At 47.6% G+C, this 16,528-nt stretch carries 12 protein-coding genes; 3 read left to right on the top strand and 9 right to left on the bottom strand.

Annotation, left to right across the window (positions count from 1 at the left end):
* Positions 1–14: 14 nt before the first annotated feature.
* Together deoD and G5367_RS06575 are read right to left on the bottom strand one after the other, a co-directional pair.
* Positions 15–716 (bottom strand): purine-nucleoside phosphorylase, encoded by a 702-nt coding sequence (gene deoD / locus G5367_RS06580; RefSeq protein WP_005303072.1) that lies wholly within the window; start codon positions 714–716, stop codon positions 15–17.
* A gap of 327 nt (positions 717–1,043) precedes the next feature.
* A complete protein-coding gene (locus G5367_RS06575; protein WP_421245146.1) occupies positions 1,044–1,625 on the bottom strand; it encodes a DUF1349 domain-containing protein in 582 nt (193 codons plus the stop codon).
* Positions 1,626–2,451: 826 nt separating this feature from the next.
* Between G5367_RS06575 and G5367_RS06570 the strand changes: the two genes are divergently transcribed.
* Positions 2,452–2,565: a hypothetical protein gene (locus tag G5367_RS06570; RefSeq protein ID WP_421245145.1), complete on the top strand. Its 114-nt coding sequence runs from the start codon at positions 2,452–2,454 to the stop codon at positions 2,563–2,565.
* An 893-nt stretch (positions 2,566–3,458) separates the two neighbouring features.
* On the opposite strand, the gene G5367_RS06565 is transcribed toward G5367_RS06570, so the two are convergent.
* Positions 3,459–5,099: a methyl-accepting chemotaxis protein gene (locus G5367_RS06565; RefSeq protein WP_421245144.1), complete on the bottom strand. Its 1,641-nt coding sequence runs from the start codon at positions 5,097–5,099 to the stop codon at positions 3,459–3,461.
* Positions 5,100–5,281: 182 nt separating this feature from the next.
* A complete protein-coding gene (locus tag G5367_RS06560; protein WP_421245143.1) occupies positions 5,282–5,659 on the bottom strand; it encodes a winged helix-turn-helix domain-containing protein in 378 nt (125 codons plus the stop codon).
* A 914-nt stretch (positions 5,660–6,573) separates the two neighbouring features.
* Here G5367_RS06560 and G5367_RS06555 point away from each other — a divergent pair.
* Both G5367_RS06555 and G5367_RS06550 read left to right on the top strand, forming a co-directional pair.
* Positions 6,574–7,335: a winged helix-turn-helix domain-containing protein gene (locus G5367_RS06555; RefSeq protein WP_421245142.1), complete on the top strand. Its 762-nt coding sequence runs from the start codon at positions 6,574–6,576 to the stop codon at positions 7,333–7,335.
* Positions 7,301–7,732, top strand: a complete 432-nt coding sequence (locus G5367_RS06550; protein WP_421294013.1) for a hypothetical protein — start codon at positions 7,301–7,303, stop codon at positions 7,730–7,732. Before G5367_RS06555 ends, G5367_RS06550 begins: the two co-directional genes overlap by 35 nt.
* Before the next feature lie 24 nt (positions 7,733–7,756).
* Here G5367_RS06550 and G5367_RS06545 read toward each other — a convergent pair whose 3' ends face one another.
* From G5367_RS06545 to G5367_RS06525, 5 genes are all read right to left on the bottom strand, one after another.
* Entirely contained in the window at positions 7,757–9,973 is a 2,217-nt protein-coding gene (locus G5367_RS06545) for an EAL domain-containing protein (RefSeq protein ID WP_421245140.1), read from the bottom strand.
* Positions 9,970–10,716 carry a hypothetical protein gene (locus G5367_RS06540; protein WP_421245139.1) on the bottom strand — a complete coding sequence of 249 codons (747 nt, stop codon included), beginning with the start codon at positions 10,714–10,716 and terminating at the stop codon, positions 9,970–9,972. The genes G5367_RS06545 and G5367_RS06540 overlap by 4 nt, the downstream gene beginning before the upstream one ends.
* Positions 10,717–11,065: 349 nt before the next feature.
* Positions 11,066–12,742: an Ig-like domain-containing protein gene (locus G5367_RS06535; protein WP_421245138.1), complete on the bottom strand. Its 1,677-nt coding sequence runs from the start codon at positions 12,740–12,742 to the stop codon at positions 11,066–11,068.
* Positions 12,743–12,985: 243 nt separating this feature from the next.
* Entirely contained in the window at positions 12,986–13,690 is a 705-nt protein-coding gene (locus G5367_RS06530) for a ZirU family protein (protein ID WP_270906224.1), read from the bottom strand.
* Between the two features lie 68 nt (positions 13,691–13,758).
* Positions 13,759–16,014: an inverse autotransporter beta domain-containing protein gene (locus G5367_RS06525; RefSeq protein WP_421245137.1), complete on the bottom strand. Its 2,256-nt coding sequence runs from the start codon at positions 16,012–16,014 to the stop codon at positions 13,759–13,761.
* Positions 16,015–16,528: the final 514 nt, after the last annotated feature.

Here is a 16,528-nt window from a genome sequence, read left to right as displayed (position 1 = left end):
GCGGGCCGCGGCGCTTACAGCGCGGTGTGCAACGCCAGCTCGATCATCTGGTTGAAGGAGAGTTGCCGCTCTTCGGCAGTAGTCTCTTCACCAGTCAGACAGTGGTCGGAGACGGTCAGGATGGCGAGCGCCTCGATCCCCTGCTGATGGGCCAGCCCGTAGAGACCGGCCACCTCCATGTCGATGCCGAGCACGCCGAACTTCTCCAGCGCCGGAATGAGGTTTTCGTCCGGATCGTAATAGAGGTCGCCGGTGAAGATATTGCCCACCTTGACCGGAATCGCCTTCTCCTGCGCCTTGGTAAAGGCCTTGTGCAGCAGAGCGAAGTCGGCCGAGGTGGCCATCTGGTAACCGGCGCTGCGCTTGGCGTTGGTCGGGGAGTCGGTGCCCGCCGCCTGCGCCAGAATCACGTCACGCATCTGCACGTGGCGCTGGGTAGCCCCCAGACTGCCGATGCGGATGATGCGCTTGACCCCGAAGTCGTTCACCAGCTCGTGGGCGTAGAGCACCATGGAGGGGATCCCCATGCCGTGGCCCATCACCGAGATACGCTGGCCGTTGTAATAGCCGGTGTAGCCCAGCATATTGCGCACATTGGTCACCTCGCGCGCATCGGTCAGAAAGGTCTCGGCGATATAGCGGGCCCGCAGCGGGTCCCCCGGCATGATGACGGTCTCGGCGAAATCGCCCGGGTTGGCATTGATATGAGCGGTCATTATTGTTGTGCTCCAGTTTGACTCGTTTTATTGTTTTGATGTGGCCATCCTAGCCGCCACCCCACCTCCCCTTGCAGGACAAAAGTCCTGTTGTCCCGATCGAGATCCCAGTTCCGGTAACTTGTTGTCTGCTACATCGCATACCGCATGCTTTTCGACGTTGCTTGCCAAGGCTTGCCCATCACAGCCACCCGCCATTCCCGACCTACCGGTGTAAAAAAGCGGGAGGGCAACGCCCCTCCCGCTCGATAGGCCCTGCGAATGACGCTACAGGTCGACGGCATTGTTCACTCTGCCGGTTGACACGCAATGCCAGCCATGGGCTGGCTAGCTCAAATCATGCAGTGCCTTGCCAAGGGGCGGCGTGAGGCGCAGATCCGAAAAACGCACCACCAACCCCTGTCGCTCGGGGGTGCAGCACATCACTCCGATAAAGCAGCGCTCGCCTGGCGGGAACGGAGCGAGCCGCAGCAGTGGCCACACCTCACCATCGGTGGAGTATTGCAGACGCAGACAATCGGCCAGCCGGGTCAGGCGCAGCCAGAAACGGCGCGGATTGCCGCTGAAAATACCGGTGGCCCAGTCAGATCGCAGATTGGTGAGCACGCTGCCGATCATCGGTTGGGCATCGTTGTACTCTATCCCCGCTTTGAGCCAGTGCGCCTCGTCTTGCAGCAACATCAGCCCCGCCTGATCGTAGAGGGTCGTGAACACCCCTTCGACACAGACCTGAAAGGTAAATTCCCCCTCGACCTCACAGCCATAGAGATGCCCACTGTGGCGCTCGAAACCATACCAGGTGCTGCGCCAAAAATCGGTCTGCTTGTCCGTTACCACCAGCAAGCCGTCGCTTGTTTTGTGCCATTCGGCCGGTTCATTGAGCCAGCACCATTCAAGCCCTTCCCTCATCCTCTTTTGCTCCTGTTCTCGCCATGTTTCCCGCTGTCACCTGCCCATAAGACTTGCGCTCGCTCATATTATCCTTGGCCATTCGGCCATGAGCCCCGGCTGCGAGCGGCCAACAAAAGGGACTCTATTGTGTCGCCATCATGACTGGCGAGCAAGCCATTAGGGCCAACCTTGCAACCGATAGGCGTTCGGGCAAGTAAAAGGGGGGGCATCCCTCTATTGCACACTGTGCCACCGTCAATTGCTCTTTTTTGGACAACATTATGGTCTCAGTGGTGTATCGAAAGCTGCGTGCCTTGCCCCACCCCGTTTTGCGCTCTCGCCCCTTATTGCCGAGCTCGACATAGGCTCACGTCGACAAGCAGGCTATCGGTAGAAACGGGGGGCCAACGGAAGGTGAGAGCATGTCGTAGCAGCCACAGTTAACATGTCAGGCGTCAAACGAAAAAGCCCAAGTAATTTAATTGCTTGGGCTTGGTATGTGGCGGAGATGCAGCCCGCCATAAAACTGTCTAACCCCACTCGAAACAATCAAAATAACACTTTAATATCAATGTATTATAATCAAACCCCGTCCCCCCCTTTCAATGCCATACAACTAAATTCCACATGAAATGGCATGCTGAATGGCATACAGGTTTCAACAAGAGGTGGCATCATGGCAACACTCACTGACACCAAAACCCGCAATCTGAAGCACGGAGAAAAGTCCCTCTCCCATGGTGGGGTCATCGGCCTGGCGCTTCATCCATCAACGATAAAAGGAAAGGGAAAATAGGTGTTATGATATATCAGTCCCGTCATCGGCAAACGCAGCAATGCTGGCTTGGGTTCCTACCCAGAAGTCTCGGTTGCAGATGCAGGTAACCAGTCTCGTTTGATGCGTGAGCAACTGTCCAAAGAGCCAGACCCCTTGGAAATGAAGAAAAGCAGCCACTAAACCAGCGATACCCACTGTCGGAATTGCGGCTCTCCAGGCGCACCAACTGCTCCCCCCTGGTTGGCGTAATCCCAAACATGGTACCTTGGAGCAATGCGCCTTCCCGGTCATCGGTCGGCAGCCTATCAACATCACAACCCCAGCACATATCGCCAGTGTACTGCAGCCTATATGGCTGGCTATCCCGGAACGTAAAACAACGCCTGCATGCTGTAATGACTTGGGCGCGGGCTCATGGTTTCTGCCAAGCAAACCCTGTCGATGTCGTGGATTAGCTCCTGCCAATGCAGCCCAGTAAAACAATTCGGACTCAGCACCAACCAGCTATGGATTGGCGGACACTACCAACCTTCTAACAGCAGCGCTTGGCAAACGTAGAGCGTTTTGATGTTAGCCGTGCCCTGCTTTCATTCGTTATCCTGACAGCCTGCCGCTCCGGAGAAGTGAGGTATATGCGCAGGAAAGAACTAGACCTGAATTCAGCCATCTAGATCTAGGCCCATTCCAAGTCACACACCGCGTTCCGTTATCTCTTCAAGCCATCACCGTTCTGGAAAAGGTACAAGGGCTACACAATGAATGGGTATTCCCCTCTCCTAGGAAACAGGTCCCGCTCACGGATATGGCAATGACCAGCCTGCTCAGGTGTTTGGATGCAAAAAGTACACCCCCTGGGCGAGTCGCAACAGCCCATGGCTTTCGTGCGAGTTTTCGAGACTGGTGCAGTGAGCAGGGCTATGCAAGGGATCTTGCTGAACGAGTGTTAGCCCATACCGTACAAAACAAGGTAGAAGCGCCCTACCGAGGCCGCGTCCTTCTGTGGTTTTGTTCTTTTATTGCCTTTTCTCACGATATACGCAGACAATTTTGTTGCACAAGCTCCTATTCAAAAATTAAATTCGAAATTTCCTAACTCCATCTTTCAACTGAATAGCTAAGCGATTCAAGTCATAGCATGCAGAGGACATCTGTTTAGCGCCTTCGACCACTTCTTCTGAGGCATGGCTGATGTTGGCCACATTACGATGCAGCTCTTCACTCACAGCGCTCTGCTCTTCTGTAGCTGTTGCGATCTGGATATTCATATGAGAGATACTATTGACAGCACTGCTTATCTCGGTAATCGATACGCCAGCTTCCCGAGCTGCGCTCACGGTTTCTATAATCATTGCTTGGCTTTGTTGCATTGTTACACCAGCCTCATTGGCTCGGTGCTGTAGTTTAGAGATGATGTCGTTTATCTGGGAGGTAGAATCCCGTGTTCGTTTCGCCAACGTTCTGACTTCGTCGGCAACAACAGCAAACCCACGCCCTTGCTCACCAGCTCGAGCCGCCTCAATAGCAGCATTTAGTGCTAGAAGGTTAGTCTGTTCAGCAATCGCCTGGATCACTTCCAGTACAATACCGATATGATGGCTATCGTCACCCAGCTGGCGTATCACCGCGGCAGTATTCTCAATAGCATCGGCAACATATTCGATATTCATAATTGACTCGTTCACTATACCGCTTCCCTGAACTGCCGTTGTACTTGCTAGAGTTGCCGCGCTAGCCGCATCATTGGTATTACGAGCCACCTCCTGCACAGTCACCTGCATTTCGTGCATCGCGGTGGCCAACTGGTTCAGCTCGTGCTTCTGCCCTTCCATGTTATGAGCAGACTGAAGTGCAACAGCCGTTATCTCTTCAGCCGCAGAACCGAGTTGAATCACCGAACCTGAAACTTCTTTGACAAGCATTCGCAAGTTATCCTGCATCTCATTAATACCGTTGGCTAACATACCCAGCTCATCATGAGAAAAAACTCTCATATCGAGTTTAGTCGTGAGGTTACCTGCAGATACCTGATGGATCTGCCTTAAAAGGACCATTATCGGATTATGTATCTGGCGGATAAGTGCCAAGGCAGCAAAGATAACAAATAGCACTGTGCCGCCGCCAATTGAAATACTAAGCATCTTGGCGTTGTTATAAACAAGTTCATCATGAGCAGTCATCTCATGGGCGATCCGATCATTCTCCGCTCGAAGATTAAAAGAATCCTGACCAGCTTTCTCCAAGGCTTTTTTTGACTCATTATTGATAATTGACTTTGCTTTTTCAATGTCAGCTTGGTCAATCGCTGTTAACAGGATTTTATGGTCAGAAAAATAATCCGATGCAGCCGCCGTAATATTCTCGAAGTATTGCTTGTCTCTCTCAGAGACAAAATCCATCTTGGAATATTGGTGCTGTGCAGCTTCAAAATCTCGTTTGCTGTTATCAAAACGTTTCTTATTAATATTCACCGCACTTTGGTCATTGTCCTGTAGTGCAATCAGTATGCTCAACTCAGCCCGACGAGCATCAAGTAACGCTGTATGCATTTGGCTCGAGGCTCGTATTGATGGGATGACGTTATTGGTGATCTTGGTTGTATCAAGATATATATTTGATAGCTGAGCGACTGAAAACCAGGCAAAACTTAGCATAAGTACTACAAGGGCTAAAAATACCGTTACGAACTTCTTTCCTATTGACATTGATTTCAGCATTTACTACCTCACTTAGCTCTTATATCAACACTTCACTTTCTATCATGGCTAGAGCGATGTCCCTCTTCATCGCACAATTTGACAAACCTCGTATCGTAATTACCTTAAAAGCTTTGTCATTTTAATAAACTTGCAGAAGATGTGTTTTCACTAAGCTCTCAGGAAAAATCACCAATGACACCTTACACAACGAGATCCTTCACTTTCTGTTCCTTCTCTAATTTAAACCCTGATTTAGCTGGGTTAAAAATATAACCAGAACCGGATACATTTGTTAAGCATGAACAATCCTCATCTGCTTTTTTTAAAAACTTCCGGATATTTGACAATGCAACTGAAACCGTATTTTCACATACGATCCGATTAACCCAGACATTATGCAGGATCTCATCTTTGGAGATCAGTCGCCCTACATTATTTATCAAATACATCAATACATCTCTGTCTTTTTTGCCTAGTCTAGACTGCACAACCAATCCCCCCAGTGTTTTATATTCGACAATTCCATGCTGAAGATCAAAGGCAACCCCCTTGTCTCTATTAACCATCTTTAAATACATACCACGTCACCTCCATACATAAAGATTTATTTTTACGATAACTAACGAAACAATAATCTTATTTTTTAATCAAAATGTAGTGATACTAAAATAATAAATTTATAAAATAAAAAATCCATACATATCAATGCATTACGTGATGGCGAGGTTCTTTTTGCATGGCAACTTCATTGTTTCTTCATCATTATCAAAACTAACGAATGATTGGGAGGTAGTGGTCGTGTCACCTAACGTAAAAACCATATTAGGTAAGCTCTATCCAGCCTGGTTCAATCTCTTTTATAGACGAAAAAAATCACCGCCACATAATGTAAATTGTTATTAAAAAATAAATTACTTTAATTTTGAATGACGGCGTAATACAGCATCTAATTAAACATTAAATTGACAACTCATCTATTTATAGTATCAGAAGATAACTACATTAGGGTCAAATCGAAACACAATGAACTAACCATAGGTACACATTATCCCTTTAGCTACCCGGCTAAATACCATTTTAGAATGGCAATTTACTATACTAACAACAGTAATTAATTGCATCGAATAACCAATTATATCTAATTCGTATTTTATAACCTATATTTAGTAAGCCCCTGTTCTTCTATTTGAACAACACAAATAAAATGAACGTGATATAACACATCTCTATACACTCATACAAACACGAGAATTATCAATTTAGTGCTTATTTTCCTAAAGAGTTTTAATAAAGAGTGATTTCAAGTTTTTAAGACAAGATAATGTAAGCATGCATACTGTCAACAGTATCCTATAATGCATATATCTGTGAGCACTAAGTGACATTGTAATAATCAATAGAATACCAAGATCATGCTATTGCAAACACCATAAAGGAACATATAAAATATCTAATAAGAGGTAGGGCTATCGCAGAAGGTGAGTAGCTTTCATTGGATGAGAAACAAACTTTTAACTTAATCGTTGGTGGTTTTAGCATGTTAGACTACAATGCTGTCTCAGGTGACGTCAAATGGAACTCGGCGGTGATTGCTCGATTAAGCAAAAGCGAGACGCTCATCTTTGCCGCTCTACTCAAAAAATTGAATCAGTTTTCCAGTAAAGAGGAGTTGATTGAAGAAGGGTGGCCTAACAAGTTCGTCTCTCCCAACTCGCTGGCAGTTGCTATCAAAAACATCAGAAAAGTACTACAAGAAACGGATGGTGTCTTTAATATAGAAACCGTTCACCGGAGAGGTTATATATTGCATGGAGAAACAGACAAGATCCAATCTAACATGATTGCTCAGCAATCGCCTGTTGACTCATCAGAAAATAACAATGAGATAAATACAGAGAGTAAAACAACCGAGTCATGTTCAGATAATGTAGATGAGGCCATTATTTATATGGCTAAGGTTAATGCAAAGAGTATAGCGCAAGAAAGAGGTAGCAGTTATTTTAAAAAAATATTTATCAACACATTGTCCTTACTGTATTGCGCAGCGATCCTGTCATTGAGTATTATTTATTTTTTTTCCTCAGGTGAGCTTTACTGCTATCAGTTAAACGAAAAAACAAAGATATGTGGCGTTTTTGAGTTAAATAAAAGCAAGCAACAGTCAATAGCAGAAAATATACCAAAAAAATCTGGAATTTATCTTTATGGGTATGACAACAATGATCAAGACATTAAAGTTCATAGCATTAACTAGTTTTATGCTACTCCATATTTATATTGTTATCCCAGTTATCAATGGTATGGGGTGCAATTATAACTCAGAGGCAAATGACGTAAAGATGAAATATATAAGTACATGCCGATTCGGCATTGTAGAAACAATTGCATGGAACAAGATTAGTGGAGAAAAAAAACTTTTTAAAGGGCTCTTGGCAAAAAAGAACGATGACTTGTTTTTTTTTGTAATTTATTCAAAGGAACTTTCCAAACCTTTATTCGACTTTGATGATGGTCTAAATGTCAGGTTTACCGATGCTCATATATACTCAGCGAAGCAAATTCATGCGGGGCAATACGATTGGGTTCTTTTAAGAAACCCATCGTATCGTGTTTACAAAGTGAATATGGCTGGCAAGCTGGGCTTTTGGTAATGCTATTCCGGCTATCCAATAATTTTAAGTGGCGTAGCTATTGATCTTATATCGACTGATGCCTTCTTTATTGGTTGCATGCCAATTTTCTATGTAGCTTAACATGACATCGTCTTTCATTGGTTTTGAAAAATAGTATCCTTGTACATATTTTACCCCCAGATTTTTTAACACCAAAAGCTCCTCTTCTTCTTCAACCCCCTCAACGATTACGTACATACCTGCTTCGTTCGCATACGTTAATATGGAGTTTAAAAGGCGTTGCATTGATAGTGATTTATTAATTCCTGAAACTAGCTCTCTATCAATCTTGATTGCATCAAATGCCCCCATACTTAATGTAGAAAAGAAGGCGTAGCCAGTACCAAAGTCATCAAGGTAAACCTCTACTCCGAGTTCCTTGATTTGGCCAACAGCATTCATGAAAACAGACTGCTCAACGATTGGCACCGATTCAGTAACTTCTAAATTTAATGTATTACGTGGCAATTTATATTCTATGATTACTTTTTCCATATAGTTTCTAATCATTTCACCATTGAAGATGATCTGAGATGGAGATATGTTCACTGTAACGGGATAACCTGACTTTAGAAAAAATTTTGCTGCACATTGCACCATAAGTTCAAACAATGCATTCATATGGCCATAATCTTCTGCCCACTGAATTATATCAATCGCGCTTAAATTAGGATGTCGCAATAATGTTTCAAATGACTTAATTCCCCCCTGCTGAATGTCATGTAACGGCTGAAATACCGCATAGCACTCATCCAATATCAAGTCTATATTAAATGCTCTTTGCAAATAAAATGTTTCATGACTTTTTCGGCAGTCCATTTTTTCTTCAAAATACACTGGCGCACGTTCATGAGAGCATTTGGCTGCATACATGGCCATATCTGCTTTATCAAGTAACTCTTCAACTGCTGTTGCTTGATGGGGATAAGAACTAACTCCAATGGAAATACCGATTGAAAATGTGCGTTCCCCGAGTACGATAGGCTGCGTTATTTTTTCGATTAGTTCCTGGCAACGCTGCAGGGCTACACCTTTCTCACCCGGAATAATGAAGGCAAACTCATCACCACCAAGACGTGCGACAGGGATATTCATACCTAAAATTGATGACATCCTTGCTGAGGATATTTTTAATACAAGGTCACCTGCAGCGTGGCCCATAAAGTCATTAATTTCTTTAAATTTATCAAGATCTGCATAAGCAACCAAAAACTCTTTATTAGAGTTGCATTTTTCATGCAGTGTGTTCTTGAATCCCTCTCTATTAAGCAAGCCCGTCAAAGAATCTATTAATTTACTTTCTCTAAGTTCATTTACCGTTTTCTGCAACGCATGTATGATCAGTGTTTCTTTCTTCCGCATAATCAAGATAATGCTGGTACTAATGCATATACTGTAAAATAGAATGAAATCATAAAGAGATAAATCCAAGGCTACATTTACAGCAGCGAAAAGAGCTGAGACCAACGCCGCAAAAATAATTCTCACATAAGGTTTTGACTTAATAAAAAGGCAAATGAATGATGCCATCAAGATTAATGCAAATGTTTCCTTTGATAAGGTATGAAAAAACTCATTCACTATATAAAAAACGATTGAGGATAGTGACACCAATAAACTAAAGTTCATTATCTTAATGTTTTTGTTGTCAGGAATGAATTGCTCTGACAAAAAAAGATATGATGTGAAAAAGGTGAATGCCATAAGATTTGCTGCAAAAAGCTGATATACCAGTTTTTCAGAGGAACTAGGGAAAACCAGAACAGATACACTTGCAACGAGAGTACATAAAGCACCACCAAAATGGAGCCATAAAAATGAGCGCACTTCATTGTCTTTTGAAAAAAGACATATTGAGGATTGCCAAAAATTCAACACAAGTAGAAATCCAATGATAAATACAGTGTTATTGACAGCATACATTATCAAAGATGACCAATAAGACCCCATTCCTATAGGATAATTTTGGCTACTAAAATAGAGTAAGTTGAACCCTATTACTGTCATGAAAATTGATATCAGTGAGATTGTCTTAGGTATGTAGCGCCAAAATGCCCATAGAAAAAAAACCAGATAAGCATTAGGCGCCCAAATAATGCTGTACTCAGAATGATGATGCCCATCATTTGTCAATGTATGGAATACTGCTTGATAAAGCATATTACAGAGTGTTAATGCACACAATGCAATAATAAGTGTAGTATTCTTAATTACACTCATAACATGACCTCATAGGAGACATCCTCCAAGTTTTTTGCTAAGTGAGCAGTTGAAATATAATCGCCCATCAGTGCAAAAAAGGGTGTCCTGCAGGCTATATCAAGATCCGTCTGGCTTTGCACTCTGTCTAATATAAGTTGCATTGACAGTTTTTCTTTAATATGGAAACAGGTATCAATAAAGTGATTAACTTCAGCCAGATTGGATGGAGGAGGCCCTAACCTGACATATTTAAATAGCTCTTTAACCATCTGAAAATTATGGGGTTCATTATCTTTCCAGTTATAACCTCCCAGACAAACCATATGGCCACTATCTACAATTTTAAAAAGTGACTTTTGCCACTCCTTATCGTTTTCATGCTGTGGTAAATTCAAGTCAAGAATCAATTCTATTTTTTGAGAATGCAGTTCACCCATTAATTCAATTAGCTGATCAGATATTTTTGATAATATTCTTTGTTCAGCTTTAAAAAATAACTGACATGGCCGACGTCCTGCTCGATGATATGCCTTGCAACACTCTTCAAGAAGTGACATTTGTACATAGGTGATCATCAAAAGCAAATCGTGATCACAGGAATTATAGAATGAAGCAGTCTCCATACTGATTGGTCTGAAATAGAATCCCGCCATTCTTTTTTTAGGGTCTCTGCTATAAATATCCTGCACATACAATCGAGTATAGCTATTCCACCACTCAATATCATACTCACCTATATTCCAGCTGTTATTTTGTTCCATTACACCCTCTATCTACCGCTCTATGATGTTTTAAATAAGGTAGATTGAGATTTTAAGTTGAACCAGCAAAAAGAATGATGATTAATAAAATTATAAATGTAACCCACTCAAGATAGATGTTGAGGTAACTCTTTAATTTTCAATGAGTTGATAATAAATATTCAAACACATCAAAATCATGCAATAAATTTGAAATAGATCGCTTAACGACTTGCAGCACATGTCAGTAGCTCTTGTTGTTCAGTTGTGATGGCGTGGAGTAAATCTGGTGCAGCATTTGAAGGGGTAGTGGTCCACTACCCCCTGTTAGTTCTATCCAATACGCATCGTTCTGGGAAACAAGGCATCCTTAACGACGTATGCACACCACCTGGCTAGGCTGTGAGTCACCGAATCCACCAACGAGACCTGTGTGCATATAGACGGCGGCATGTGCACTAACAGCAAGAGGGTCGTACGTCTCACTCGTCCAATAGTCATCGAAAGAGCCACCACACTTGTTAGCCAGTGGCCATCCATGAACATGACACAAGGCATAATTCTCACCAGAAGAAGGAGATATCTCGACAAACAATGCCTGCAATTCAGCTACCGTCGGTAGACGGCGTCCGATGCTATTGCAGTAGTTGTCGGCATCCAGCCAATTCATGGTTGCCGGATCCGGCTTGAGGAATCTTGTTATCATCAATTCTGTAAAGCTGACCGTTGCCGCTTTTTGCACGGTATCGCTATTTTTCGCATATAGCGTCACCTCCACATCCTCAACCACGCTGTTGCGCAGTGACACGATCACCTCACCAACGTCATTGGTAGTGGTCGTCCATGGCGACTCGTTATCGAACGTGGCGGTGCCCTTGTCAGCACTGAACTGCACAGTGATCGGCACATTTGTCAGAACCGACCCAGCAAGGTCTTTGAATTTGGTCACTATTGTGTTCAAGGCCTTATTATTGGCGGGCTGATTATTGGTGCCCACGGCTAATCTATCGAGCACCGGGTAGAGTGCGAAGTTGGCATCACTGGTCATGCCCGTGTCACCGGAATTGGCTTCAGCCCTTGCCGTCACGGCGACCGTCTCAGCCCGGGTGTTGATGAGGGTCACTGTTGCCAGACCATTACTGTCGGTCACACTTGTCGCTGCGCCCAAGGTTGCCGTGGTGCTGCCATGCGACCATACCACGCTAGCGCCCTGCATGGGGTTCCCCTCGATATCATGCACAGTCGCAGTCAGCAGGTCAGCGCTGACGTTATCCGCAGGCTGATTGTCAGTGGTGGTCACCAGCTGGGCCACTCTCGCGGTGGCAGGGTTGGCGGCCAGAGTCACCTGCAGTGATGGAGGAAGAGTGGTCAAGGGAGCGCCATCCAGCTGTGGCGTCAGGGTGACAACGCCAGACTTGGTCCCCGTCAGGATGTACTCATAGATGCCATTGCCCCGGTCGTTTTCCATCAGGGAGATAACATCTGTATCCACACCGCTATAACCTAGCTCCACCCGATCACTGATGCCGATTACCGGTGTTTGATTGTCGTCTTTGAGGGTCAGCGTCAAAACTGCGTTATCAACCCCATCCGCCACTATGGTGGACTTGTCGACACTGAAGGTGGATTTGGCGGGGTCTGGCCGCCCCTGCACCACCGCAGAGAGCGAACTGCTTGTCTCGACCCCCTCGGACGGATCGGTCACCGCCGGATTGGTGGCCGGGATGACCGCAAAGCGAAGCTGTTTGCCACGCTCGGCATCGGTCAACAGATAGCGATCACCTCTGGCGAGTTCGATGTCACTATTATTCAGCCAGCGCAATACACTGCCCTGTTCCTCATCAGTATCCTGGTCATTAAAGGTATATGTTCCCAGCAGGGTATCCCCCACCAAGGGCGCCGCCGGGCCAGTCAGTGTCACGCCAGATGCCACTGGCGCACGCCCCTGCACCGACAGGGTGTTGGCACTTTCGGCCATTGCTCCTGTCGTTTGCCCCAGCACCAGCCACAGTGCCAGATATGACAAATAACGAGATATCACCTTCATTCAAACACTCTCCGGTTTACGACAGCACCATCACCTGCTGTAACTAGCCAGCCTCGCCATTTTTACAGGCCAAGCTGATTAAAATGGTGGGCGCCCGCGGGCGCCCTGTATTACTGATTGATGTGCCCACCCCACCTTCCCTGGCAAGGCAGGACAACCCGTTATCCATCCGATAACCATCAACCTCTTGCTGCGGGCGATGGTCCGAATATCATGCCCATCCAGCCGGGGCTGGTGATGGCTTTACTTCTTGGTGACATCAACCCGCAGCTTGCGCTTCTGATCATCCTTGCTTGGGGTGTAGGTTTCACTGACAGCCCCAGGAATGTTGATGTAGTTGCCACCTGCACCATCCTCAATTTGCCATGTGTAGTTGTAATCACTCGCCACCCCAACCCCACCGGCACTGGTAGTGACCTTGGCCCTGAGTTCGGTCGAGACAATCGGATTGCCACCAAGCGCAGCGTCAGTGGCCGCAATGACGATCTCGACGGCATCCACCTCATTGGGATCAACCACATCAACAGAACCATCGCCATCAGGAGAGCCCCCCGCCGCCGCAACTTCATTCCCCTGATAAGGGTCTGTCGTGGTTGCATCGGTTTGCGGAATTACTCCTGCTGTGATTTGGGTACCAAGATCTGCCAAAGTCAGGGTATAACTATCACCGGTTACCCCCATATCAATGCCATCGCGATACCACTTGTACTCACTCGGTGCTTGAGCATCCATATCCGGATCATCAAAACCTTGTTCTTCAATTTTGAGGCTGTCACCTACATCCACTCGACCGTTGTTGTTGACATCGACATAGTTGAATGACACTCCAGTCAACGTTGGGGGTCGCCCCTTCACGGTATCGGTTGGAGCCGACGTCAGCGCGCTGGCGCCACTGGCTACCCCCCACATTACCATTGCGATCGATACCGCGATTTTTTGCTTTCTCATCACTTGCTCTCTTCCTTTTGGCTACAAAAAATGACTTACATGGCGTCGATAAACGCCACTCCGGATGCTCACAGCGCCGCAACAATGACGCGCACCCGTTTCTTCTGATCCTCTCGCACGGGTAAATAGGTCACGCTGGTCGCCCCAGCGATATCCACAAAACGTCCAGTACCGACCCCCTCCTCGACCTGCCACTGCCAGGTCAGTCCTGCACGGCACGCGCTCGAGCCGCAGTCAGGCACGGCCGTCAGTACAGAGCCCACCTGAGGGAAGCCGTTAACCAGCCCGGTAATCGTCACTCCCATCAAGCTCGTGAGGTAATTCACACTGCTAGCCGGCCCCGTGTTGCCGCTCTTGTCGGTAGCCGTGGCGGTAATGGTGCCACTCCCCTGCACCGTCGGAGCTTCCAGGGTGTAGTTGCCATCCACGTCCGCGGTCGTGGTGCTGGTCGTGCCATCCGGCCAGGTAATGGTCACCGTGCTCTCCGGCTCTGCCTTGCCACTGACCTCCGGCTTGTTGTCGCTGTTGCGATCTGTCGCAGCCAACGTCGGGGCCCCCGGCGCCGTTGAGTCGGTGTAGTTCACGCTGGTAGCCGGCCCCGTATTGCCGTTCTTGTCGGTAGCCGTGGCGGTAATGGTGCCACTCCCCTGCACCGTCGGGGCTTCCAGGCTGTAGTTGCCATCCACGTCCGCGGTCGTTGTGCTGGTCGAGCCATCCGGCCAGGTAATGGTCACCGTGCTCTCCGGCTCTGCCTTGCCACTGACTTCCGGCTTGTCGTCACCATTGCTGTCGGTCGCGGTCAACGTCGGGGCCCCCGGCACCTTTGCGTCATCAATAAACTCAAACTCCATGCTGTCATTCGCCACATGGCCACTGGGGAAGGTGACCTCGACATCCAGGCGATAACGAGTGCCGGGGTTGGGTTGCCCGGGAGCAACCAGCTCACGCCCCCTCAGTACTTGTGCAGGCCCCTGAAATGTCAGGCGATAGCGGTACTGATAACCATCGCGGTCCGCTTCAACATCCCCCTCAATACTCTCAATCGGGATCGCATTGCGTGCTTTGGAGGGCTTCTGACGGGGGTCAACAACCCCCCAATCAACTTGGTAGTGAGCACCGGGGCGAAGTTGAACAAAGTGTTCTGCCAACTGGATAGCTGGTTGCAGCCCTGAGTCTTCCGAAACGGCAACAACCCCTTCCGCAATGGCTTCATGGCCATCAATGTCGGTGACGATGGCAACGATCGGATATTGATTGGATTGACCAATGCGATAGATGGGTAAGGTTGGAAGTGTGAGGGAACGTTTGTCCTGCCCAACCGTATCGGCAGGGCCAAGTCCACTGAGCCCCAGGATCTCGCCAAACCACTGGATGGAGGCTATCTGGCGGGAATGCTGAATGTTGAGCGTCAAGGTCAGGGCTTGCCCCTCTCCCGCAGAATATTGGTCGTTGAGAGAGGCCTTGAGGAGTACCTTGTCGCGATACTCAAGTACCATGTCATTGTTACGCTCAACCAGATCGTGGCGCATACCCGCCAGCGACTTGTCGACACGGGACGGATTCAGCATTTCCGAGAGCGTTGCCCCCAGCTTCCACTCCAGCCCCAGCGTAAAGCGGGTGTCATGTTGCCTGCCGCTCGCTTCAACTTGCTCGACATCCATCTTGAGTAACGGGAAGGGGTTATAGTGCAGACCGGCAGTGATGGCATGCGGATCGCGCTCAAGCTGATCTGCGCCCAGCAAGTCAACCCGCTCCCCCAAATACTGCTCGGCAGTGAGCGATGCACTCCATTGCGGATAGGCCGGCAGAAAGGCCTCAAGACGCACATCCATGCCGCGGGCTGCGCGCTCTTCCATCCCCTCAAACCGTTGGGAGTCACGCCAACTGCTCAGCGGGGTATAAAAGTTGGCGCCCCACTTGAGATAGTCACGCCACGCCTCAGCCCCGACTCCCGCACGCCAGTGCCGATTGGTCAGGTCATAATCAGCAAACAGGTTGTAACCCAGCATCCAGCGGTCGAGGAAATGACGCTGGCCCACACCCAGATTGGCAATGGTGCGCGCCTGCCCATTTCGGCGTAGACCAAACTGGGTAAACAGCAGGGTCTGCTGCTCTTCCGCAAGCGGCAACAAGAGATCAGCCTCGGCAGTGACCATATTGAAATCGTCATCCAGCGTCACCCGGGTTCTGGCTGTACCCACCGCCCCTAGCAAGGATGATGCATAGGCATTGGCCTCCTCTTCAAAATGGGTGACCAGTTGTTGACGCCAATACTGCTTCTCTTGTTCTGGCCCATGATGCGGTGCAGTCGAATCCTGTGTCACGCTCTGTGCGGAAGGCGGTAGATGTCGCAGACTTCGTTTAAACCCCTTAACCAATTCACTGTGGTTTTCCTGATCTACCGACATATCTGACTCGGCAGGCGAAAACAGCTGTCCCAAGCGGGCAGCCTGCTCGGCCACCTTCTGCTCGACATCCACAGGGGTTGGCGTATGCGCCGTCAAATGCAGTGGATTGGTGCCTGACAGCGCAGGCAAAACGGACGGACGCGGTAAACTGATAGTGTCACCTACCGGCAAATGAGGGCCGTTTAGCGTCAGGTTGCCATTTAATGCCAACAGTTGGTGAGGGGTTGTGCCAAACTGGCGTGAGACTGAACCAAGCGTATCTCCCTTTGCGATCTGATAGCGGATAAGTTCAGGTTGCTCGGCGGCGTACATGGAGAGTTGCCCAGCCGCATAAGCCACAGGAAATAATGCCTGCTGTCCTAAAAAGAGATAAGTCCAGACGCGTTGATGGACTTTACTTGGTGTGAAACTCATAAATAGACCCTTGAGT

Source organism: Aeromonas sp. 604282 (assembly GCF_049170575.1).
Classification (GTDB): Bacteria; Pseudomonadota; Gammaproteobacteria; order Enterobacterales; family Aeromonadaceae; genus Aeromonas; species Aeromonas veronii_A.
This window is presented reverse-complemented; position numbering and strand designations above follow the sequence as displayed.